This window comes from Pseudomonas sp. S5D5 (assembly GCF_003013355.1).
Classification (GTDB): Bacteria; Pseudomonadota; Gammaproteobacteria; order Pseudomonadales; family Pseudomonadaceae; genus Aquipseudomonas; species Aquipseudomonas aylmerensis.
Map to the genome: position 1 here is coordinate 1,937,881 of NZ_PTEO01000001.1, position 23,675 is coordinate 1,961,555.

The 23,675-nt window shown below is 62.7% G+C and carries 11 protein-coding genes; 7 read left to right on the top strand and 4 right to left on the bottom strand.

The window, feature by feature from the left end; genetic code table 11:
- Positions 1 to 1,773 carry an N-acetylglutaminylglutamine amidotransferase gene (locus tag C9990_RS09260; RefSeq protein WP_106803074.1) on the bottom strand — a complete coding sequence of 591 codons (1,773 nt, stop codon included), beginning with the start codon at positions 1,771 to 1,773 and terminating at the stop codon, positions 1 to 3.
- Between the two features lie 311 nt (positions 1,774 to 2,084).
- Between C9990_RS09260 and C9990_RS09265 the strand changes: the two genes are divergently transcribed.
- Positions 2,085 to 6,920 (top strand): NEL-type E3 ubiquitin ligase domain-containing protein, encoded by a 4,836-nt coding sequence (locus C9990_RS09265; protein ID WP_106803075.1) that lies wholly within the window; start codon positions 2,085 to 2,087, stop codon positions 6,918 to 6,920.
- 8 nt (positions 6,921 to 6,928) lie between these two features.
- Here C9990_RS09265 and mnmC read toward each other — a convergent pair whose 3' ends face one another.
- Positions 6,929 to 8,926: a bifunctional tRNA (5-methylaminomethyl-2-thiouridine)(34)-methyltransferase MnmD/FAD-dependent 5-carboxymethylaminomethyl-2-thiouridine(34) oxidoreductase MnmC gene (gene mnmC / locus C9990_RS09270; protein WP_106803076.1), complete on the bottom strand. Its 1,998-nt coding sequence runs from the start codon at positions 8,924 to 8,926 to the stop codon at positions 6,929 to 6,931.
- A gap of 156 nt (positions 8,927 to 9,082) precedes the next feature.
- Between mnmC and pap the strand changes: the two genes are divergently transcribed.
- The 3 genes from pap (at position 9,083) to C9990_RS09285 (ending at position 13,842) form a co-directional block, all read left to right on the top strand.
- Positions 9,083 to 10,597 (top strand): polyphosphate:AMP phosphotransferase, encoded by a 1,515-nt coding sequence (gene pap, locus C9990_RS09275; RefSeq protein WP_065904299.1) that lies wholly within the window; start codon positions 9,083 to 9,085, stop codon positions 10,595 to 10,597.
- Between the two features lie 985 nt (positions 10,598 to 11,582).
- On the top strand, positions 11,583 to 12,767 hold the full coding sequence (locus C9990_RS09280) for a thiolase family protein (RefSeq protein ID WP_106803077.1): 1,185 nt from the start codon (positions 11,583 to 11,585) through the stop codon (positions 12,765 to 12,767).
- 118 nt (positions 12,768 to 12,885) lie between these two features.
- Positions 12,886 to 13,842 (top strand): DMT family transporter, encoded by a 957-nt coding sequence (locus C9990_RS09285; RefSeq protein WP_065904307.1) that lies wholly within the window; start codon positions 12,886 to 12,888, stop codon positions 13,840 to 13,842.
- Here C9990_RS09285 and C9990_RS09290 read toward each other — a convergent pair.
- Positions 13,839 to 15,221 (bottom strand): class II fumarate hydratase, encoded by a 1,383-nt coding sequence (locus C9990_RS09290; RefSeq protein WP_065904309.1) that lies wholly within the window; start codon positions 15,219 to 15,221, stop codon positions 13,839 to 13,841. The two genes, C9990_RS09285 and C9990_RS09290, sit on opposite strands and share 4 nt — an antisense overlap.
- Positions 15,222 to 15,414: 193 nt before the next feature.
- On the opposite strand from C9990_RS09290, the gene C9990_RS09295 reads away from it, so the two are divergent.
- The 3 genes from C9990_RS09295 to C9990_RS09305 all read left to right on the top strand — a co-directional run bounded on the left by C9990_RS09295 (position 15,415) and on the right by C9990_RS09305 (position 19,099).
- Entirely contained in the window at positions 15,415 to 15,933 is a 519-nt protein-coding gene (locus tag C9990_RS09295; RefSeq protein ID WP_025855033.1) for a DUF2059 domain-containing protein, read from the top strand.
- Positions 15,934 to 15,939: 6 nt separating this feature from the next.
- Positions 15,940 to 16,233, top strand: a complete 294-nt coding sequence (locus tag C9990_RS09300; protein ID WP_065904311.1) for a BolA family transcriptional regulator — start codon at positions 15,940 to 15,942, stop codon at positions 16,231 to 16,233.
- Between the two features lie 157 nt (positions 16,234 to 16,390).
- The gene (locus C9990_RS09305) at positions 16,391 to 19,099 is read left to right on the top strand and encodes an RHS repeat-associated core domain-containing protein (protein WP_106803078.1); all 2,709 of its coding nucleotides are present in this window, start codon (positions 16,391 to 16,393) and stop codon (positions 19,097 to 19,099) included.
- A 57-nt stretch (positions 19,100 to 19,156) separates the two neighbouring features.
- Here the strand turns inward: C9990_RS09305 and C9990_RS09310 are convergent, their stop codons facing one another.
- Positions 19,157 to 23,593 carry a SpvB/TcaC N-terminal domain-containing protein gene (locus C9990_RS09310; RefSeq protein ID WP_256595068.1) on the bottom strand — a complete coding sequence of 1,479 codons (4,437 nt, stop codon included), beginning with the start codon at positions 23,591 to 23,593 and terminating at the stop codon, positions 19,157 to 19,159.
- Between the last annotated feature and the right edge of the window lie 82 nt (positions 23,594 to 23,675).

Here is a 23,675-nt window from a genome sequence, read left to right on the forward strand (position 1 = left end):
TCAGATTCCTTGTTCGCTGAGCCACAGGTTCAGCGCCGCCAGTTGCCACAGCTTGGAGCCGCGCAGCGGGGTCAGTTGGCCTTGCGGATCGGTCAGCAGGCGGTCGAGCATGGCCGGATTGAACAGGCCACGGTCCTGGCTCGGGTCGAGCAGCAGCTCGCGCACCCAGTTGAGGGTGTCGCCTTGCAAATGCTTGAGGCCGGGGACCGGGAAGTAACCTTTCTTGCGGTCGATGACTTCGCTCGGGATCACCCGGCGCGCCGCTTCCTTCAACACTTGCTTGCCGCCGTCGGGCAGCTTGAATTTGCCTGGCACGCGGGCCGACAGTTCCACCAGGCGGTAGTCCAGGAACGGCGTACGCGCTTCCAGGCCCCAGGCCATGGTCATGTTGTCGACGCGTTTGACCGGGTCGTCCACCAGCATCACGGTGCTGTCCAGGCGCAACGCCTTGTCCACGGCCGCATCGGCACCGGGCATGGCGAAATGTTCGCGCACGAAGTCACCGGCGGCGTCGTTGGCGGTCAGCCATTTCGGCGCGACGGTGGCGGCGTAGTCGTCATAGCTGCGGTCAAAGAATGCTTCGCGATAGGCCGCATACGGATCGCTGGCGCCGTCGACCTGCGGGTACCAGTGGTAACCCGCGAACAGCTCGTCGGCACCCTGGCCGCTCTGCACCACCTTGCAATGCTTGGCCACTTCCCGCGACAGCAGGTAGAAGGCGATGCAGTCGTGGCTGACCATCGGCTCGCTCATGGCGCGGAAGGCCGCCGGCAATTGTTCGATGATCTCGCTTTCGGCGATGCGCAACTGATGGTGGCGCGTGCCGTAGTGCTTGGCGATCAGGTCCGAGTACTGAAATTCGTCGCCACGCTCGCCGCCGGCGTCTTCAAACCCGATGGAGAAGGTCGACAGGTCCTGCACGCCCACTTCACGCAACAGCCCGACGAGCATGCTCGAGTCGACGCCGCCGGACAGCAGTACACCAACATCCACGGCGGCGCGTTGACGAATTGCCACGGCTTCGCGGGTGCTGTCGAGTACGCGGTCGGTCCAGTCTTCGAGGGTGAGGTTGCGCTCATCCTCGTGCGGACCGTAGGGCAGGGTCCACCAGGTTTTCTGCTCGGTGGTGCCGTCGGCGTCGATGCGCATCCAGCTGGCCGGCGGCAGTTTTTCGATACCTGCCAGCAAGGTGCGCGGTGCAGGCACCACGGCGTGGAAGTTCAGGTAATGGTTGAGCGCCACCGGATCAAGGATCGGGTTGATATCGCCGCCCTTGAGCAGTGCCGGCAAGGCCGAGGCAAAGCGCAAACGCTGGCCGGTACGCGACAGGTACAACGGCTTGACGCCGAGCCGGTCGCGGGCGATGAACAGGCGCTGGGAATCGCGCTCCCAGATGGCGAATGCAAACATGCCATTGAGCTTGGGCAGCAGGGCTTCGCCCCAGGCGTGATAGCCCTTGAGCAGCACTTCGGTGTCGCCACCGGAATAGAAGGCGTAGCCGAGGGCTTCAAGCTCCTGGCGCAATTCCGGGAAGTTATAGATCGCGCCGTTGAACGCCAGGGACAGGCCCAGTTGGGCGTCGACCATCGGTTGGGCGGAGCCGTCCGACAGGTCCATGATTTTCAGGCGTCGATGGCCCAGGGCAATCGGCCCTTGGGCATGGAAGCCCCACGCGTCAGGTCCGCGTGGCGCCAAGTGATGGGTGATTCGTTCCACCGCTGCCAGGTCGGCAGGTTGGTGATCGAAACGTAATTCTCCAGCTAATCCGCACATAGAGTCCTTACCGGTTTTTCCGTTGGGGAGGGATAGAAATGCACGCGCCAATGCAGCGGGTACCTAGGGACTGACCCCACGCCCATGTGCGGAGTTTTAGATCAATAAGTTATATGGCAAACGGCCGCCCCTGCCTGCGAAGTGCCCCCCGGCCCGCGTGGCGTGGGCCAACGTGGCGGTAACCAGATCACGTTCAGGTACAAAAACCAGGGCGCTCCAGTGCTTGAACGCGCAACTATTTGAACCCTTTGGCGAGGAGGGTGGGCTTATCGTGCTGCGTCATTGTTCAACGCAATGAAGGAACGTTGTTAATGACGCAAACAGTTGATTTGAGCCAGGCCGTCGCGCCTGTGACTCAGAATGAAACGATGGCCGCGCTGCTGGGAGTCACCGGCGACCTGGACAAGGCGCAAGTGCTGTATGAGCAACTGCCGGCCTGGTTGGTCAAGGCTGATGCCGATGTGCTGCACGGCATCGAGCGGGCGCATGCGCTGAGTGAACGGCCGCGGGAAAAACTGCAGCGGCTGCTGCGCCGCCTCAAGCCCCTGGATCAGTTTTGCCGCGAACGGCTCGGCGCCTTCCTGGCGAGCAAAGGCCTGGCTGAACTGGACATCGATAATGACACCCTGGATCTGCCCCGGCGTTCATTCAGCGGTGTGAGTGCAGACCTCGGCGGCATGCTGATCGAGACCATCAACCTGGAGCGGCACAGCCTGTTGCAGGCCGCCATGCAGAACTTTTCCGACACCTCGGCCGCGGTTGGCGGGCTACCGATCAACGCGGTCGTGCGTGTCGGGCCAAAGCGCGCGATTGCGCAACACCCCACCGCGCATACCTTTGTCGGTTACTGTCGCGAGTTGAACCTGGGCGCGGCTTATCAGGCGCATATCCGTGAAGTGTTCAACCTGCCTGCTCCCGGTGAGGGCCAACTGGACATTGGCCGGGGCTATAACCCGGCGGTCAGCGAGGTTGGCCAGCCTCGCTGCCTGGACATGCAGATCGACCTGCATGTGGCCTATGGCAAGGGCGATATCGACGCCCCCACCCGTGCGTTGTTGCTCGACGTGGTCAGGCTCGACCTGCCAGCCGCCGAGGTTCCAAACGTGTGGTTCAACCGCCAACCGTTGACCTGGCAGGGCTTGAACATAGACGGGGCTTGCCTGTGGGGCGTGCTGGTGTTTTCCAGCACGGCGGCCGAGGGTCTTTCCCGCGGCCCGATCGTGGTGTACATGCCCAATGAGCCGGTGCGCCCATGGTACCGCTATGAGTCCCTCGAGCAGTTCAAGGTCTACCTGACGCTCAAACTCCAGGTCGGCTCCTATCGCACGTTTTTCACCGGCTATCTGGATGAGTCCGAGCGCTTCGATTTTTTTCAGCGCTTTGACCAGAACAAAACGTTGATACGGGTGGAGCCGCTGGCGGTAACCAGCAATGTATCGACGTTTTTTTTCAATGCCTGTGTCGGCAAGATACGCCTCGATGCCCTGGTACTGGCGGTGCCCAACGCCCAGGCCGATGACGATGCGCGCAAGGAGCGCGTCCAGAATTACCTGGATATCGGCCTGACCCTGCTGAATGTCGCGGGGTTGATGGTGCCGGTCATCGGGCAACTGATGATGGGCGTGGCGGTCGGGCAGATTCTTGGGGAGGTCTTCGATGGGGTGGACGATTGGGTCCACCAAGACAAGCACGAAGCGCTCAGGCACCTGACCAACGTCGCTGAAAACCTGGCCGCCATGGCCTTGTTCGCGGCGGGGACGAGCGTGGTGGGGCGGCTGTGGCGATCTACCCCTGCCACGTCGCGGCTGTACGAGAAAGTCGAAGGTGTGCGCATGCCGGACCAATCCACGCGGTTATGGCGTACCCGTCCCGAGCCCTATCAGCAGTCCCTGTCGCTGCACGGCCGGGTTGCCGGTCCGCGAGGGGTGTATCAGGTCGACGGCCAGTCCTACGTGAATATCGACGGTGCGGTGTATTCGATCACCTTTGATGCCCGTACCGGCCGTTGGAGAGCCGTGCACCCGCGACGTGCCTCGGCGTATCAGCCGCCGGTGAGCCACAACTTCCAGGGCGGCTGGCAGTTCTCGTTCGAGCGTCCCTATGAGTGGGAAAGTGTCGAATACATCCTGGGGCGGCTCGACCCGAGCCTGAAGTCCTTTACCCCGGAACAATTGCGCCAAATCGCCGCCATCACCGATATGAACTTGCCCCGCCTGCAGCAACTGGCCAGGGACAACCTGCCATTGCCGGAACGGTTGCGCGATTGTGCGCAGCGCATGCGGCAGAACCAGAGTATTCGCGACCTGATCTGGCAAATGGACCATCAAGCCCCCCTCGACGCGACGACCTCCCACGTGCAGATGCAGGCGCTGCCGTTGATGGACGGCTGGCCCAAAGGGCGGTTTTTCGAACTGCTGGACGATGAAGGCTATGTGCTTGAGCGTCACCCTGACACTGCGCCTTTCGACTACGAAGACCTGAGCATCCACCTGACCACGCAGCAACTGAAAAGCGGGCAGATCCTGCCGACGTTGCTGGCCGCCCTGGACGATGAAGAAAAAGTGACACTGCTGGGCAGCGCCTTTCAGCCAGGCGAGGAGCAAGCGATCCTGGCGCGGCGCCTCGCGGCATCGCTCAAGCAGCATCATCGAGCGGTGTATGAACGGCTGCGAGCGCATGCCGACTTCACCGAGCAGGCGGATCATGGGTTGCTCAAGGACCGTCATCCGCAGTTGCCTATTCGGCTCGCCTGGGAAGTCATGAGTGAAGCCTCCACCGCCGAGCGCCTGCGCTTGCGTCATACCCGGCGCGTGCCGCTGCGCCTGAGCCAATGGGCGCGCGCGACCGAGGAGGCGCTGGACGAAGACGAGGCCCTGATGGGCCTGTACGTACCGGAGGTGGCCACCGATGCCACCCGCCGCATCGCCACCGGCCTGCTGCGCGTGGTGCCGGGCTGGCCCGAGGACCTGGTGCTGCAAGTGCGCCGTGAGCGCTTGCGGGGCGATATTCTCGCCCAGGTGGGCGATACAGAGGCCGCCGCCACGCGTGTGCTGGTTCAGTCGGCGAAGGGCTTTCGCGCCCACGATGGGCAGGGGGTGTCGCTGGGGGCGCTGGCCGGTGGTCCGGAAGGGTTTTACACGGCCCTGCTCGACTGTCTGTCCGCCGAGCACATCGAGGCAATGGGACTCGACGGAAACGAAATGGCCAGTCGCTTGCGCCACACCCTTATCGGTAAGGCCGAGGATGAGCGCAGCCGGATGGCCCGTTACCTGTGGCCGGAACGGGCGCTGGCTGAGGAACCGGCCCTGTCGTGCGTGCAGGCCACGCCGATGGGGTGGCAGCAATATCCCCATGGCCTGATGCGCAAGGTCAGAAAGCTCTACCCCTTGTTTGATGACTCGCGCATCGCGACTTTCCTGCAAGCCCTGGGCTCCGATCACCTGTCCCGCGCCAAAGCCGTGCGTGCCCTTGAAGAACAATATGAGGCGTTGCATCGGGCCCTGAAGCTGTGGACCAAGGACAAGGTCGCACAATCCGACCAGGCCCTGCTTGACCTGCGCCTGGCGCGCCATCAGGCCGCAGAAGCGATCAAGCGCAGTTGGCAATACGCGACGCTGAGCCGGGATGTGGCGGCTCGCCAGGTCCCGATCCTGAATCTTGACGGCATGGCCGTTGGCGCCTTGCCGACCCTGCCGCCGGGTGTCCAGTTCGGGCATGTCCGGCAGTTGTCGTTGAAGCGTATGGGGCTCAACGACGACGTCGGGTATTTCCTCAAGCACTTCAAGGGCCTGAATTTCCTCGAACTGACGGGTAACCGCATCACGCGGCTGCCGGAAGTGCTCCAGCAAATGAAGCAGCTCAGTCACTTGTACCTCGACCACAATCAACTGCAACTGACCGAGTACACCCGCACCAAACTCGCCGACCTCAAGGCGCTGCAAGTGCTGAACCTGAACGACAACCCGCTGCTGGACTCACCGGTGGTCTACAAGATGCTCGATCTGCAGACCCTGGCCTTGCGCAATTGCCGGCTGACAAGCCTGCCGACCGGCATTATGCGCATTCCCCACCTGAACCGACTCGACCTGCGCGCCAACGATATCGTCAGCTTGCCGCCGTGGTTGTTCGACACCGAGCAGCGCAAGCCCGAGAACATCCACCTGGAGCAAAACCCGCTGGATGCCGGCACCCGCCAGCTACTGAACCATTACCGCGACGAGACGGGGGTGGGCATGGGGTTTTTTGAAGATGACATTGGCCGGTTACACGAACAGCGGGCCAAGGCCCTGTGGCTGGGGGATGAACGGCTGGCGGGGCACGCGCAGCAAGCCGAGATCTGGCTGGGGCTTCGCGATGAGCCGGCTTGCGACGGACTGTTCAAGCTGCTGGCAGGGCTGAGTGATACCGCAGACAGCGTGCACGTGCGAGAGGACCTGCACCGGCGCGTCTGGAACGTGTTGGAAGCGACGGCAGAGGATGTCGAGTTGCGCGGCCAAGTGTTCGAACTCGCCGCCACGCCGTTGAACTGTGATGACAGCGCCGCCGACAGTTTCAGTAATGTGGAGGTACTGGTTCTGGTCCGCAAAGCGGTGCGACAGGTCGAAACGGGCGAGGCGCAGACCCGGCCGCTGCTGCGCTTGGGCAGGGGCTTGTTTCGTCTCGATCGGCTGGCGTCCATCGCCCGTCACCATAGTGTCGCGCATCCGACGGTCGACCCGCTGGAGGTCAGCCTGGCCTATCGGACTGGCCTGGTCGAGCGCCTGCACTTGCCGGGGCAGCCTCGCCACATGCGCTATGCCAGCCTCGGCGGGGTCACCCAAAACATGCTCAGAATGGCCGAAGCGCAGGTCAAGGAGGCTGAGCTTTCGCCGCTCCTTCTGAAGTACCTGGCGAATCTGCCGTGGTGGCAAAACTACTTGAAAAAGACCCAGAGCGGCTCGTTTGAAACCTTGAACGAACCATTCATCAGCCGCTCGGACACGCTGTTCGAGCAGCGTGAAGCCCTGGATGACGCCACCTACAAAAACCGTATCGATCAGATCAGTGACGACCGGCAACGGGCGGAGTCCGCCGAGCTTGAACGCCTGACCCAGGAGGCGTTGAGGCTGGATGACCTGGGTGGCTGTGCATTGCCAACGGTGCACTGAGCCTGCGCTCAGCGCGGATTTTTCACGGCGTTGCTGCGAATCAAGGCCCGCACCGCGAAGCGGTTCGGGTGGCAGGCCTCGGCCACACTGCGCGGCAGGGGCAGCGGCTCGTTGTCCAGCCAGGCTGCCAGTAGCTCGCCGGACAGCGGTGCGGTGATCAGGCCCCGCGAGCCGTGGCCGCTGTTGACGTACAGACCGTCCAGCCACGGGCAGGCGGCTTGCGGAGCGTGGCGGGCGTCCTTGCGCAGCGCATCGTAGGCCAGGTCGAAGGCCTCGGGATCGGCGAGCGGGCCGACAATCGGCAGGTAATCCGGACTGGTGCAGCGAAATGCAGCGCGGCCTTCCAAGGCATCCGGGGCGAGGCTGGCCGCCTGCAGGCGCCGGGCCAGTTCCGGGGAGATTTCCTCCAGCAGCTCGAGGTTGCCGGCATGCTCGGCAGCAGTGGGGGCGAGGTCATCGCTGTGGAAATCAAAGCTGGCCCCCAGTGTGTGTTCACCCAGGCGTGGCGGCGCCACATAACCTTCGGCGCACACCACCGTGGCCAAGGCCTGGCTGTCGGCGGTCTGGGGCAGCCGGGTGATTTGCCCGCGAATACGCTTGAGGGGCAACGCGGCGCTGGCAGCAAAACGCTTGACCTCGGCGGCACCGGCCAGCACTACCACCGGGGCACTGGCCAGCAACTGCTCACCGTCCCAGGCCTGCCAATGGTCGTCGACTTTGCGCAGCTCCAGCACCTCTCGATGGGCCAGCACATTGATCCCGGAGTGGCGTGCCTGCCACTGGCAGAGGGCGGGCGGGTGCACCCAGCCACCTTCGGGGAAAAACAGCCCGCCATGCTCCAGGCCAACCCCGGCGCGCACCTGGGCCTGATCCCGGTCCAGCAGGTGCAGCAAGTCCGGAGCGAACGCCCCGGCCAGTTGCGCCTGGCGTTCGGCCTCCTTGGCATTGAAGGCCAGTTGCAGCACGCCGCAGCCATCCCAATCCACCCCCCGGTGCAGGTGTTCCAGCAGGCGCCGGGTATGCCCGAAGCCGCTGACAATCATCTGCGACAAGGCGGTGCCGTGGGCGGACAGCTTGAGGTACAGCACTCCCTGCGGATTGCCGGAGGCCTCCTGGGCCAGGGCCTCATGCCGCTCCAGCAGGCTGACCTGCCAACCGCGTGCGGCCAGGCTGGCGGCGCTGGCGCAACCGGCCAGGCCACCGCCGATCACCAGGGCGTGGCGCTCGCCATGGAGCGCGGGAGGGCGCGTGAACCAGGGTTTGACCGCGGCCGGCGCGGGCGTCTCGGCGGGCCAGCCGAGAAACTCACCGCGCAGGATTTCCCATTTATGACCGATGCCCGGCGTGCGCTTCATCTTGAAACCGGCGGCATTGATCAGGCGCCGTACCCAGCCGGTGCTGGTGAAGGTGCTGATGGTCGAGCCGGGGGCTGCCAGGCGTGCCAGTTCGGCGAACAGCTCGGCGGTCCACATCTCGGGGTTTTTCGCCGGGGCGAAGCCGTCGAGAAACCACGCGTCGACCTGGGCGTCCAGTTGCGGCAATTGCTCCATGACATCGCCGACCAGCAGGGTCAGGGTCACCCGGCCGTTATCCAGCACCAGTTGCTGGAAGCCTGGATGAATGGCGATGTACTGGGCCAGCAGTTGCTCGGCGAAGGGCTGCAGTGGCGGCCAGAGGGCGAGGGCGCGCTGCAGGTCGGCGTGGCTCAGCGGGTACTTTTCCACGCTGACAAAATGCAGGCGCGCACCGGCCACGGCGTGCTGTTCGAACAACTGCCAGGCGCAGAGAAAGTTCAAGCCGGTGCCGAAGCCGGTCTCGCCAATCACCAGCCGCCCGCCCACCGGCAGGGCCGCAAAGCGTTCCTGCAAGCGGTTCTGCTCGAGGAACACATAGCGGGTTTCTTCAAGGCCGGACTTATCGGAGAAGTACACGTCGTCAAACACTCGCGAGTGCGGGCGACCTTGGTCATCCCAGTCGAGCTGGGCGTTGGGCAATACGGGGGTCATGGGCGGCTCATCATCAACGAAGCAGGCAACGGCAAGGCGGCCATTCTAGCCGATCAACTACCAACGCATTGATCCATGGCAAGCGGCAGTGGAATTTCCTCCCGCGTGTCGTTGCCCAATCCGCTAGTCTTGCTGAATTCTGGAACGGAGCCGCCCATGTTCGAATCTGCCGAAATTGGTCACGCCATCGACAAAGACACCTACGACGCCGAAGTCCCGGCCCTGCGCGAAGCGTTGCTGGAGGTGCAGTACGAGCTGCAGCAGCAAAAGCGTTTTCCGGTGATCATCCTGATCAACGGCATTGAAGGGGCCGGCAAGGGCGAGACGGTCAAACTGCTGAATGAATGGATGGACCCGCGCCTGATCGAGGTGCGCACCTTCGACCAGCAGACCGACGAAGAACTGGCCCGCCCACCGGCCTGGCGCTATTGGCGCCAATTGCCTGCCAAGGGCCGCATGGGCATCTTTTTCGGCAACTGGTACAGCCAGATGCTGCAGGGCCGGGTGCATGGCGAAATCAAGGATGCGCGGCTCGACCAGGCCATCGCCGGGGCCGAGCGCCTGGAGAAAATGCTCTGCGATGAAGGCGCGCTGATCTTCAAGTTCTGGTTCCACCTGTCCAAGAAGCAAATGAAAGCGCGCCTCAAGGCCCTGGCCGACGACCCGTTGCACAGCTGGCGCATCAGCCCGCTGGACTGGCAGCAGTCCGCGACTTACGACAAGTTCGTGCATTTTGGCGAGCGCATCCTGCGCCGCACCAGCCGCGACTACGCGCCGTGGCACGTGATCGAAGGCGTCGATGCGCACTACCGCAGTCTTACCGTGGGCAAGATCCTGCTCGAAAGCCTGCAAAATGCCCTGAAGCAGGCCAAGGGCAAGGCCAGCGGCATGAACCCGGCGCCGCTGCTGGCCTCGGTGGACCAGAAGAGTCTGCTCGACAGCCTCGACATGACGCTGAGCCTGGACAAGGACGATTACGAAGAACAGCTGATTACCGAGCAGGCCCGCTTCTCCGGCCTGATGCGCGACAAGCGCATGCGCAAGCACGCCCTGGTGACCGTATTTGAAGGCAATGACGCGGCGGGCAAGGGCGGCGCGATCCGGCGTGTCGCGGCGGCGCTGGACCCGCGTCAGTACCACATCGTGCCGATTGCCGCGCCGAGCGAGGATGAACGCGCCCAGCCTTACCTGTGGCGGTTCTGGCAGAAGATCCCGGCGCGCGGCATGTTCACTGTGTTCGACCGCTCGTGGTACGGCCGCGTGCTGGTGGAGCGCATCGAAGGCTTCTGCACCCCGGCCGACTGGATGCGCGCCTACGGCGAGATCAATGACTTTGAGGAGCAACTGCGCGATGCGGGGGTGATCGTGGTCAAGTTCTGGCTGGCGATCGACAAGCAAACCCAATTGGAACGCTTCCAGGCCCGCGAAGAAATCCCGTTCAAACGCTTCAAGATCACCGAAGACGACTGGCGCAACCGCGAAAAGTGGGACGACTACCGCGCCGCCGTCGGCGACATGGTCGACCGCACCAGCACCGAGGTCTCGCCTTGGACATTGGTGGAAGCCAATGACAAGCGCTGGGCGCGGGTAAAAGTGCTGCGCACCATCAACCGCGCGCTGGAAGAAGCATTCGAGAAAAGCGACAAGCACGACAAGAAGAAAAAGAAATAAGCGCGAGGCAGCCGGCTTGAGGTGGAGAGCTGGCTTGTGGTGGACAGCTATGGTGGACAAAGCTGGTATTTAGTGGAGAGCCCGCTTTTTTGTGGCGAGCGGGCTTGCCCCGCGTTGGGCTGCGCAGCAGCCCCAAACCCTGCCCACCTCTTCTAACTGAAGCCCTGCAGTGCCTGGGGCCGGGGCCGCTTCGCGCCCCAACGCAGGACAAGCCTGCTCACCACAAGGGCTTGGCCGCCCAAACTCTCTGCAATACAAACCCTTGTGGTGGACAGCCAGCTTTTAGTGGAGAGCCCGCTTTTTTGTGGCGAGCGGGCTTGCCCCGCGTTGGGCTGCGCAGCAGCCCCAAACTCTGCCCACCTCTTCTGACTGAAGCACCGCACTGCCTGGGTGAGGGCCGCTCCGCGCCCCAACGCAGGACAAGCCTGCTCACCACAAGGGCTTGGCCACCTAAACTCTCTGTACTCCAAACCCGCGTGGTGGACAGCCAGCTTTTAGTGGACAGTGGAGAGCCCGCTTTTTTGTGGCGAGCGGGCTTGCCCCGCGTTGGGCTGCGCAGCAGCCCCAAACTTGCCCACCTCTTCTGACTGAAGCACCGCATTGCCTGGGTGAGGGCCGCTTCGCGCCCCAACGCAGGGCAAGCCTGCTCACCACAAGGGCTTGGCCACCTAAACCCTGCCCACCCCTTCTAACTGAAGCACTGCAGTGCCTGGGGTGAGGGCCGCTTCGCGCCCCAACGCAGGACAAGCCTGCTCACCACAAGGGCCCGGCCACCCAAACTCTCTGCACTACAAACCCGCTGCACAACAACCTCCCGCACAACTAGACTTCTGCACAACAACCCCACTGCCCAACAGCCCCCCCCATTACAAACCCGCGCACCACCCCATGCTTTTGTATATGCCAGGTGAATGATCATCGCGGCCGGGCGGGCGCGGATCTATCCTCGATTGATCTCCCAACAACGACAAGATCGAGGTAGCCCATGCGTGAAGTAGTGATCGTCGACAGTGTGCGAACCGGCCTGGCCAAGTCCTTTCGCGGCAAGTTCAACCAGACCCGCCCGGATGACATGGCGGCCCATTGCGTCAACGCACTGCTGACCCGTAACGGCATCGACCCGGCCAGTGTCGAGGATTGCATCGTCGGCGCCGGCTCCAACGAAGGCGCCCAGGGCTACAACATCGGTCGCAATGTGGCGGTGCTCTCGCAGCTGGGTACCGGCACGGCGGGGATGACCCTCAACCGATTCTGCTCCTCGGGCCTGCAGGCGATTGCGATTGCGGCCAACCAGATTGCTTCGGGTTGCAGCGACATCATCGTCGCCGGCGGCGTCGAGTCCATCAGCCTGACCATGAAAAGCGTCAACACCGACAACCTGATCAACCCGCTGCTCAAGGAGCAGGTGCCGGGGATCTATTTCCCCATGGGCCAGACCGCCGAAATCGTCGCGCGCCGCTACCATGTCAGCCGCGAAGACCAGGACCTCTATGCGCTGCAAAGCCAGCAGCGCACGGCCCAGGCGCAGGCCGACGGGTTGTTCGACGATGAAATCGTGTCGATGGCGGTCAAGTACAAGGTCGAGGACAAGAACACCGGCGCGGTGCAGGTCCTTGATGGCGTGGTCGATCGCGATGATTGCAACCGCCCGGACACCACCCTGGCGAGCCTTGCCGGGTTGAAGCCGGTGTTTGCCGAAGACGGCTCAGTGACGGCGGGCAACTCGTCGCAGTTGTCCGACGGGGCCTCGATGACACTGGTGATGAGCCTGGAAAAAGCCCTGGCGCTGGGGCTCAAGCCCAAGGCGTTTTTCCGCGGCTTCACCGTGGCCGGTTGCGAGCCGGACGAAATGGGCATCGGCCCGGTGTTCTCGGTGCCCAAGCTGCTCAAGGCGCGTGGCTTGCAGGTGGCGGACATCGACCTGTGGGAACTCAACGAAGCGTTCGCCTCCCAGTGCCTGTATGCGCGCAATCGCCTGGAAATCGATAACGCCAAGTACAACGTCAACGGCGGCTCGATTTCCATCGGCCATCCGTTCGGCATGACCGGTTCGCGGCAAGTCGGGCACCTGGTGCGGGAACTGCAGCGGCGCAACCTGCGCTACGGCATCGTCACCATGTGCGTGGGCGGCGGCATGGGCGCCACCGGTCTGTTCGAGGCCGTCCGCTAGATCACCCGCCAATGTAGGCGCGGGCTTGCCGGCTCCTACAATTGAATTGCGCCGTAGCCCAATCCTTCTGCTTGCCCCTAGAATGCCCGTTCCACTTCCTCTGGCATCTGGGGCACTCATGCACATCTCTTCCGGCCGCTGGGTCTACGGTTTCTGCCTGACCCTGTTGACCGCGCTGCTCTGGGGCATCCTCCCGGTCAAGCTCAAACAGGTCTTGCAAGTGATGGACCCGGTCACCGTCACCTGGTTTCGCCTGACGGTCGCCGGCAGTTGCCTGTTCCTGTACCTGGCGGCCACCAAGCGCCTGCCCAGCCGCAAAGTGCTCGGCCCCAAGGGCGGCTGGCTGGTGGCGATGGCCGTGTGCGGGCTGGTCGGCAACTACGTGTTGTACCTGGTGGGCCTGAACATGCTCAGCCCCGGCACCGCACAGTTGGTGGTGCAGATGGGCCCGATCTTTCTGATGATCGCCAGCGTGTTTGTGTTCAAGGAGCGTTTCAGCCGGGGGCAGGTGCTTGGGTTGGTGGTGTTGATCGTGGGGTTTGGGCTGTTTTTCAACCAGCGCCTGGAGGAGTTGCTCACGTCTGTCGGCACTTACACCGCCGGCGTGCTGACCATCCTGCTCGCCACCTCGATCTGGGTGTTCTACGCCCTCGGCCAGAAGCAGTTGCTGACGGTGTGGAATTCGCTGCAGGTGATGATGGTGATCTACCTGTCCTGCGCGGTGCTGCTCACTCCCTGGGCGCATCCGCTGGAAGCGCTGGACCTGAGCCCATTGCAAGGCTGGCTGTTACTGGCGTGCTGCATGAACACCTTGGTGGCCTACGGCGCATTTGCCGAAGCCCTGGCCCATTGGGAGGCCTCGCGGGTCAGTGCGACGCTGGCGTTGACGCCGCTGGTGACATTTGTCGCGGTGGCGCTGGCAGCCTGGCTGTGGCCGGACTACGTGCAGGCAGAAGAAATCAACGCGCTGGGATATTTCGGCGCGCTGGTGGTGATGCTCGGTTCGGCGGCCGTGGCGCTGGCCCCCTCGCTGCTCGCCGGGCTCAAGGCCCGGCGGCTGCGCATGGCGTCTTAGGCGCCCAGCATGTTTTCCGGGCGAACCCACTGGTCGAACTCTGCATCGGTGAGGTAGCCCAGTTCAAGGGCGGCCTCGCGCAGCGTCAACCCTTCGGCGTAGGCCTTCTTGGCAATCTCCGCCGACTTGTCGTAGCCGATGTGCGGGTTGAGCGCGGTGACCAGCATCAATCCGCGCTCCAGGTGCTCGGCCATTTGCGTGGCGTCGGGCTCGAGGCCGGCAATGCAGTGCTCCTGGAAGTTGTTGCAGCCGTCGGCCAGCAGGCGGATCGACTCCAGCAGGTTGTGGATGATCACCGGCTTGTACACGTTCAACTGCAAGTGCCCTTGGCTGGCGGCAATGCCGATGGTCACGTCGTTGCCCAACACCTGGCAGGCCAGCATCGACAGCGCCTCGCACTGGGTCGGGTTGACCTTGCCGGGCATGATCGAACTGCCGGGCTCGTTGGCCGGCAGCTTGACCTCGGCCAGCCCGGCGCGTGGGCCCGAGCCCAGCAGGCGCAGGTCGTTGGCGATTTTCATCAGGGCCACGGCCAGGGTTTTCAGCGCGCCGTGCAGGGTCACCAGTGGCTCGTGTCCGGATAGCGCGGCGAATTTGTTGGGCGCCGTGACAAACGGCAGGCCGGACAGCGCGGCCAGCTCGGAGGCAATCGCCTCGCCGAAACCATGCGGCGCATTCAGCCCGGTGCCGACGGCGGTGCCGCCCTGGGCCAGCTCGCACACGGCGGGCAGGGCGCTGCGGATGGCGCGTTCGGCGTAGTCAAGCTGGGCGATAAAGGCTGACAGTTCCTGGCCAAAGGTGATCGGCGTGGCGTCCATCATGTGGGTGCGGCCGGTCTTCACCAGTTTCATGTGCCGCGCGGCGAGTTCCGCGAGGCCGCCGGACAGATTGGCGATGCCCGGCAGCAACTGGGTGTGCACCGCCTGCACGGCCGCAATGCTCATGGCCGTGGGGAAGCAGTCGTTGGAGCTTTGCGAGCGATTGACGTGATCGTTGGGGTGCACCGGGCTCTTGCCGCCGCGGGTCTTGCCCGACAGCTCGTTGGCACGGCCGGCGATCACCTCGTTGGCGTTCATGTTGCTCTGGGTGCCGCTGCCGGTCTGCCAGACGACCAGCGGGAATTGGTCATCATGCTGGCCGGCGAGCACTTCGTCGGCGGCCTGTTCGATCAGGCGGGCGATGTCGGCGGGCAAATCGCCATTACGGTCGTTGACCCGCGCGGCGGCCTTCTTCACCAGGGCCAGGGCGTGCAGCACCGCCAGCGGCATGCGCTGCTCGCCGATGGCGAAATTCACCAGCGAACGTTGGGTCTGGGCGCCCCAGTAAGCGTCATCCGGGACGGCGACTTCTCCCAGGCTGTCGGTTTCGATACGGCTCATCGGGCACACTCCTTCAGGTTCGTTTGCGCAGTTTAGGCCTTGATGGGCCTATGGGGTTCCCTAAAAGACTTTTCATCGGATTCATCCCGTGCCAATCCAGGCCGTACAAGGCCCGGGGTTGAGCCGCAGCGTTTTTTAGGCGCAGAATGGGCGCCCTTGGGGTCTTACCTCGCCTGCTAGAAAAGGAAACTCGATGACTCGTCTTCGTGCCATCTGTACCGCGGTTGCTCTGGTTTGCGCCAGCGGCCAGGTTTTTGCCGATACCGCCAGCCACAACGCCAGCGCCGAAGCCTTCCTTACCCTGGCCCACGCCGACAAGCTGGGTACCCCGGTGTACATGCAAGTGCAGCAAATGTTCGCCCAGCGTTTCGAACAGACCAAGGCGCCTGCCGCCAAGCAGTCCGTACTGGACAGCTACCAGGCCAAGGCCAACGCCGCCCTCGACCAGGCCATCGGCTGGCCGAAGCTGAAACCGGACATGGTCAAGCTCTACACCAGCAACTTCAGCGAATCCGAGCTCAAGGACCTAGTCGCGTTCTACCAGTCGCCACTGGGCAAGAAAGTCCTCGAGAAAATGCCGCAGCTGACCCAGCAATCGGCCCAGATGACCCAGGAAAAACTGGAAAGCGCCGTACCGGTGGTGAACAAGCTGTTGGAAGACATGACCAACGAGCTGACGCCAAAAGCCGCCGCACCGGCCAAGAAGAAGTAAGCAGGAATGAGCATGCAACAGCGTATCGAAACGGCACTTGCCGCCCTGGGCCCGGACCACTTGAGCGTGCTGGATGAAAGCCACATGCACAGCCGTGGGCTGCAAACCCACTTCAAGGCCGTACTGGTCAGCCCGCAGTTCGAGGGGCTCAACCGCGTCAAGCGCCACCAGAAGGTCTACGCCACCCTGGGTGACCTGATGAGCGAATTTCATGCGCTGGCGCTGCACACCTACACGCCTGAAGAATGGGCGAAAATCGACGCAGCCCCGGCCTCGCCGACCTGCGCCGGCGGGCACTGAGCCCGCAGCCCAAGGCCTGCGGGCGCGGCGTGTTCGCGCTCGCAGGTTGCCGTATCCTGTGCCTGTAATTAGACACATAAAACATCCTCGCAGTACCCCCACGCCCTAAAGGGGTTCCCTAGACTTTTTTGACCTTAGCTGATCAGGTCATGAGTTTATGTCCACTTCTTTGCATCGAAATACACCGACCTTGAAGGCCATGGATCCTCGCGGGCTGGCTGTGCGTGCTGTTCACTATCATCGTGAGAGCGTGACGCAGGCTCCGCAGGCACGGGTCACCCGCCAGGTTTTTGGGGCCAATGGTCTTTTGCTCAGCCAGTGGGACCCACGGCAATTTGCGCGCGGCGCTGCGGGTGTGGCGTCACAGTCGACCATTTACAGCCTGTCGGGCGAGCCTGTGCGCACCGAGAGCGCCGATGCCGGCTGGCGCCTGCTGATACATGGTGAAGCAGGGCAGCTGTTGCATCGCTGGGATTCGCGTCTAGCTCATCACGAGCGGCGCTACGACCGCCTGTTACGCCCAGTGGCCGTGTTTGAACAGGCAGCGAATGAGCCGCGGCCGCGTTGTGTCGAGCGCCTGATCTATGCGGCCGCCGAACCCGCCGAGGCGGCCGGCAACCGTTGTGGTCGGCTGATTCGCCACGCGGACCCGGCCGGTGTCTTGTTGATGGATGAGTACGGGATCGATGGAAGCGTCACGCAGCAGACTCGACGGTTTCGCTTGGATGCGTCCGCAGTTGACTGGCCATCCAGTCATGACGAACAAGCCGAACAGCTGGAGCCCAAGGCCCACACTACGACCTGGCGCTACGATGCCTTGGGCGCGCAGCTGGAGCAGGTCGACGCCCAGGGCAATCGTCGGCACTGGCTCTATGGGCAGCAAGGCTGGCTGAAGGAGGTTGCGCTGACCCTCCGTGGCGGCTCACGCCAGGTTTTGACGAACCAGCGCGTGTACAACGCCAGCGGTCTGGTGATCTCCGAACGGATGGGCAATGGCGTTACCAAGCTGGCGAAATACGCCGCTGAGGACAATCGTCTGTTGCAACTGACGGTGCATCGCAAGGGCGAGGCCGCCAAGCCTTTACAGGACCTTGTGTACGAGTACGACCCGGTAGGCAACATCCTCAGCCTCAGCGACCAGGCGCAGCCGACGCAATGGCACACTAATGCGCGTATTGATGCGGTCAACCGCTACCAGTACGACAGTCTGTACCAGCTGACCCAGGCCACCGGTCGGGAAAATGCCGGCAACAGCGGTGGCCAGGCTGCGCCGGGACGGGTGACGTTCGGTGCAACTGACACCGGGCTCTGGCGCAATTACACCCAACATTACCGTTACGATGAACATGGCAACTTGACGAGTCTTCGCCATGTGCCGAGTAGCGGAGCCGGTCATACCCGGGACATGCGTGTCGCTGCGGGCAGCAATCGCGCCTTGCCGGTGACTGACGGTGCACCGCGGCAATGGGCAATGATGTTTGATGCCAATGGCAACCAACACGTGCTCGGCAGCGGCCAACAGTTAGGCTGGGACGTGCGGAATCAGCTCACCCATGTGACTCAGGTGTGGCGTGAGCAGGGTGATCCGGATGTGGAAAGTTACCTCTACGACGGCCAGGGCCAACGGGCAGCCAAAATCAGAAGCCAGCAGGTCGCGGGGAAACCCCATACACAATTGACATGCTACTTGCCGGGATTGCGCCTGCATGCACAAGCAGGCAAGCGCTTGAACGTGCTGGAGATCGATATCGGCGGCGGTCATGTCACGGTGTTGCAATGGGAGCAGGGTCGCCCCAGCGATATGAAAGACGAGCACATGCAATTCAGCCTCCTCGATCACCTCAATAGCAGCTTGCTGGAACTGGACGAGCAGGCCCAGTTGCTGAGCCAGGAGCATTATTATCCTTATGGCGCGACGGCGTGGTGGGCTACCAACGATACGCAGCGAGCTCGCTATAAGGTTCGCCGCTATGCAGGTAAGGAGCGCGATGCGACAGGGTTGTATTACTACGGATCGCGGTATTACGCGCCGTGGCTGCAACGCTGGATCAGCCCGGACCCGCTGGGCGACGTGGACGGCCTGAACCTGTATGCGATGACCCTGGGCAACCCCTTGCTGTTCAGGGATGTTGATGGCGGGCAAGTGTCTTTTGGCGAGCAATTCCAACCCAGTCGAGGCGATATTCTTTTCGGCTTGGCCAACACCGTGCGAATCTATCGCAGCTTCTGGTCGAAGCTGACGGCACGCGGGGACATAATGGCTGCCTATTTCGGCGTCGAGGAGATGGGGGCGGCAACTGCGGCGCTGGCCGTAAGTGTCGACGCGTACATTCGGCGCGGGCTCGACAGGATCGGCGAGTCCGAGTATGAGCAAACGATCGCAGAGCAAGGCGGGCAGGTCGCACGGCAATTCTATGGCGCTATTGTGTCCAAGTATTCGGGCTGCACATCGACCACCGCCAACCGGGAGTTCGCGAAGAAATTCGTCAGTGATTTTTCTTCCAGTGACTATTCCTTCGAACGCACCCTTGAAGGCTACATAGATGTGAACTTGAGTGCGTTCCAGCACAAGCTGGTCAGCCGCGCCAGCAAGTCGGCGTTGAAGACGCTGACGGACCCTCAGAGCCTGCGCCAGGCGCACTTTGCTCTGGATGATCTGGACATGGACGTTGTGATCAATAAGTCCGCGGTTTCTGCCACGGGTTCTGAGCTGCGCTGGCTGTATCGGCATCGACAGCAACTGGCAGGCCGCGTGACGTTCTATCGGCATCAACAACGGGTCGACGCCCCTTGGGAGTCCGACTCCTCCGCGTGGCGTCGCTATAAACCCGCCAGTTCCAGGGCTTCACGGACGGCGGCACGTTGAGTGAACAAAGCAGTTTGGCCGTCTCTCAAAGGTGAGACGGCCACGCTTCCCCAGGCTTCAGTGTTCAGCCGAGAGGTCTACCTGCGCTCCAGACGTATCATTTTCATCTTCGCTGACGGTGTACCAGGCCCAGTAGGTGATTTGCCGTAGTGTTTTCCTGGCGGTGAGGGTGCGGGTGGGGCGGCCGAGGGGGTCATGGAACTGCCTGTCGCCAGGCAGGAACTGCTGCAGGGACTGACCGTCGATGTACCGGTGGCGGTTGGCGTAATAGGTGCGATACACCCGCACGATCCGCCCCGTGGGGCTGTATTCGGTGTGTTCGCTGACGCACCAGCGCGGATCAGCCTGAACCGTCTGGATGGCGCCGTCCTTGACCGTCAGGTCCGCGTTGTCGCCCACCGCACAGGCCGGCCCCGGCTCGGCTTGTTGTTTGCTTTGCAAGATGCGCCCGAAGCCGTCATGGGAGACCAGGCTCATGTGGATGAGCTGTTCCTGATCGTGGGTATAGCGATCAGCTGCCAACATCAGGCTTCGTGCCGGTTCGCGCCGGGCCTTCTGGATCAAGTCGGACAAGGCTTTCTCGCTAGCACTCAAGGCGCTGGCCTTTTTTTTCAGGCGCAACCGGGCGGTGGCGCGTATGTGCCCGTCTGGTGAGACATAGCGCTGGGTGACCCAGTGCGCCTGCCTGTCCGTCGGTGCGATCGAACCCATCCAACTGAATGGGTCGTAGAGCCAGGCACGGGCGGCCTCGCCGAGGATCGTTGCGGGTGCTTGAATGGCGGATTCGATGGATGCGTCTACCGGCCGGCGATACGCCGACAATGGCCCGAAGCCGACGGACGTTGCCGATGCTTGCCCGTTGATGCTGGTCGCGAGCAAGCGACCGAACGCATCGTAGAGCGCTTGCTCGGTCGTGCCATTTGGATCGGTGATGCTGATCGGCTGGAGCAGGCGGTAGTCATGCTGGACGCGGGTGATGCAGCCGTCGGGTTGTTTGACCTGGATGACCTGAAGCCCGTAAGGGTCATAGGTCAGCGTGGTTTCGCCCTCGGCCTGAGTCAGGCGCCAAGTGTGTAGACGAAAGAAGTGTTTGGCGTTGAAGTAGCGCGGAAACTGACGGCGAATCGACCAGAGGGGGGACGATTGGCGTTCCTGGTCATTGGCATGAAAAAACAGCGCCATGGGCCGGTAACCGATTCGGCCCAGGCGGCTCGGCAGGTCTTCGGCGGGTTGGCCCGGCATGTCGGGAATTTTCTCCAGCGCCTGGAGCGCTTTGGGGGCCAGTTCAGCGCTTTCTTGATAATCCGCCAGCCCCTGGAAGTTTGCTGTTCCGGGCGTCAAGGTTTGCCCTTTGCCGCCCGGTTCGCGGTAGTGCTGGATCGTCAAGCCGCTCAGCTCGCGCGGTGCTTGTGGCCCCAGTGGACCAGAAAGCCGGTCGATCAAACTCTCGTAGCGGATAGCCGACGCGTTCAGCCCCGCAGGTGGCTGCCCGTCAGGCAGGGTCCAGGCGTTGGTGCGTTGACGATAGGGCAATCCCAATCGCCATTGGTCGTCGTTGGGTTGATGAATCCACTGCGCCAAGGTTTCGCGCAGATAAAACACCTGCTGAGCCGGGTCGTGGGTGTCACGCCACCATTGTCGCTGATGCTCATCCTCGAGCAGTGCCGGTGGTGTATCACTGACCGTCTTGCGCCGCGCGCCATGCACCGTGACGCTGTGGACCAGGCTGGCGTAGGCATCCCAGCGCAAGTTGACCTGGTGTTCGCAGGCCGGATCATCGGGCACCTGTTCGTATTGATAATGCACGGACTCCAGCGTCAGCGGCAGCATTCGCGGCCAGGGTTGCGAGCCGGATGCCGGGGGCAAGCGACGGACCAGATAGCGGTACTGCTGCACCGAATAGGGTGTGCTATTGGCCGGGTCAAGGGCGAACACTTCCACCCGCAGCGGCAGGCCCCTGAGCGCATAGGCTGCCGCCCGTGTCTCCGGTGGCGTGGGCGACGCGATCACGCGGTCGTGATGGTCGGTCGGTTGCGGCTGTTGGGGGGCATCATGTGTCGCCAGCAACGTGCGGCCGAGCGTGATGGCGTCAGGGTCGTGCTGGCTGTAGTCGTCCTTGGGCATATCCAGTGCCTGGCCGGTGTGAAACCAACGTTTGGTTTGCGTCCCTGCTCCGGGCGCGTCATGGGTGCCGGTCTCGATGTCGGTTTGAAGCAGCAAGCCAAAACCCTGGAAGGCGCGTTCATGAGGGGCGTAAAAGCCTTGGCGATAGCTGAAATGCTGGGTCAGTGTGTGATGACTGATCTCATCGCGCTGCCTCTGGCGTTTAACCAGGGTCAGTGCGAAGGGCAATCGGCAGACGGCCTGCCTGCCTTCGGCCTGGTGCTGCCTTTTCTCGTCCAGCCATTCCTGGGCACTGCTGCGGTAGCTCACCTCGACTTGGGCGCCCAGATTGTTGTTGGTAATGCTGAGTAGACAAGGCCTGCTATCAAAAAAATCGTAGCGCCAATGGCGAGGGTGTGGGTGCGTGACGCTGATGATCAGGCTGGCGTAACCGTTGCCTTGCAGGTCCGCCACGCTCACCTGGCATAAGGCGTCATGCTGAACGCCTGATGGCCAGGGTAAGACCAACGGGGTTTTGGCAAAGCCATTGCCGCCCTTGTTGGTGAAAATGCGTACCTCATGGGTCGTCAGGTACAGCAAGTCGCTGGCACCGCAGCCATCCAGATCCGCCAGCAACACATTGGAAGCATTGAACGTCGTTTCCCTGAAAGGCAAGGTGGCCAATACTCTCCCTTTGCCGAATCGCCCATGGCCCAGGTTGGGCCAGCATTTGATTTCGTTGTGTCGTATACGCACCAGGTGCTGCTGGCCGCTGCCAAGTATGTCGCTGAAGCCAACCCAGTCGGCGGAAGAACCGAGGAAGGACGGTAAGTCGTCGCCGTCGATCGTGTGCGCCTGCTCGATGCCCTGCTGGAAACCGCTATGCCGGTTGGCATACAGGCGCACGCTACGCGGGCCTACCAGTGCGATATCAGCCAAGCCGCTGCTCATCAGGTCGGCAAATATCGCATGGGTGTGCAAGAACTCCACCGGGAACGCATCGAACCGTACGAACCCCGCGTCTTTACGTTGTGGGGCCAGGCTGAAGAATCCGCTCATGCCCGGTCGGGCCAGGACCCATTCCAGCCGACCGTCACCATCGATATCGAGCAAGGCCTGATAGACCGGGCGTGAACCGTCCGCCACGGGAATAGCCGGCAGTTCTTGAGCGGGAGCGTACGTCACCCCATCGCCTGTAGACGCCTCATCTCGCTGGGGTGCCCGGTAGTACCAGGCTTGATCACCGCGGTACAAGATTCCCGGTAAGCCCTCGCCGAATAGATCCACCAGTTGATAGCGCTGGCCGTCATTGAGACCGGGCACGTCCACGAAACGCTGGTAGCGGCGGGCATCCAGTTTCAGGCCTGAGTATTGATACAGATATTCTTGCGGCGGCAGGCTGGTGAGCGTTCCCTGGGAGTCAACGGCCTGCTCGTGTACCGCTAGCAAGGTGTTGAGCCCGTTGGGAAAGGTTTTGTGTTCGAACCGCAGGCGTTTGACCAAGACAGGGGAGGGGCCCATGTCGGGGGCATCTGCGAAGGCGTGAAACATCAGGATTTGCCGACACAGTCGCAGCGTTCGTAGTTCAAAACCGTAGATGAAACTGGAAAACGGATCTTCGCGTGGAAGCCACGGGTTGAGCGCGTCGTAGGAAGGCAACTTGTCGTTGGCGGTGGTGCGTTGACCGTAGTCGAACAGCAGGTAAAAGTGCCACGCCTGACGGGAAAAATCGTCATTCTTGAGCAAATACAGCGTCTCCTTTTCCCTCGCCATGACGTTGCCGTAACACACTTTATGCAGATAACGCTGGGCCCGGCTGTCATGGGGTTCCGTGCGAGTACCGGTCTCGGCCAGGTACTGGTAACCGATATGCTCGCCATGGGCGTTCAGGCTTTCCTCAAGCAGCCATTGCGCCACATGGCTCAGGTTATCGGGATCAGCGATACGCGCCGCAGGCGTTTTGCCGTACACATGCCGGCTGCCGTCAGCCGCCTGGATCAGCCAGAACCCGGCCGCATCGCCCTCTGAACGCCAATGCTCGACGCGCTCGAAGCGCTGTTCGACCCTCGGAAAGTAGCGCGTGACGACGTAGTGGCGGCCTAGCGGCACGTGGTCAAAACTGTCGCGTTGTGTCTGGACAAGCGTGCCTGCGGCGGTGCGTTCGGGCATCCATTGCTGTGCATCAGGACCCTGGAATGTATCGGCTGCGGTGTAATCGGGGACGCCCTGCTGGGTACGCCGTGTGACGGCACCCGGATTGACGTCCCAGCCGAAACCGAACGCACTGTTACCCGCCGTGCTGCGATAGATCAGCGACAACGTAGGTGCATAACCACGGCCAGTGGAAATCGGCAACCCAACCTCAAAAGTCGCCGTGCCATCAGCGCCCACGTTGCCCCAGCCTTTGGCGACGCCCTCGATGGCGGAGCTGGCTTTAGGCAGCGATGGCACCTTGAGGGGCGATTCATTCGCC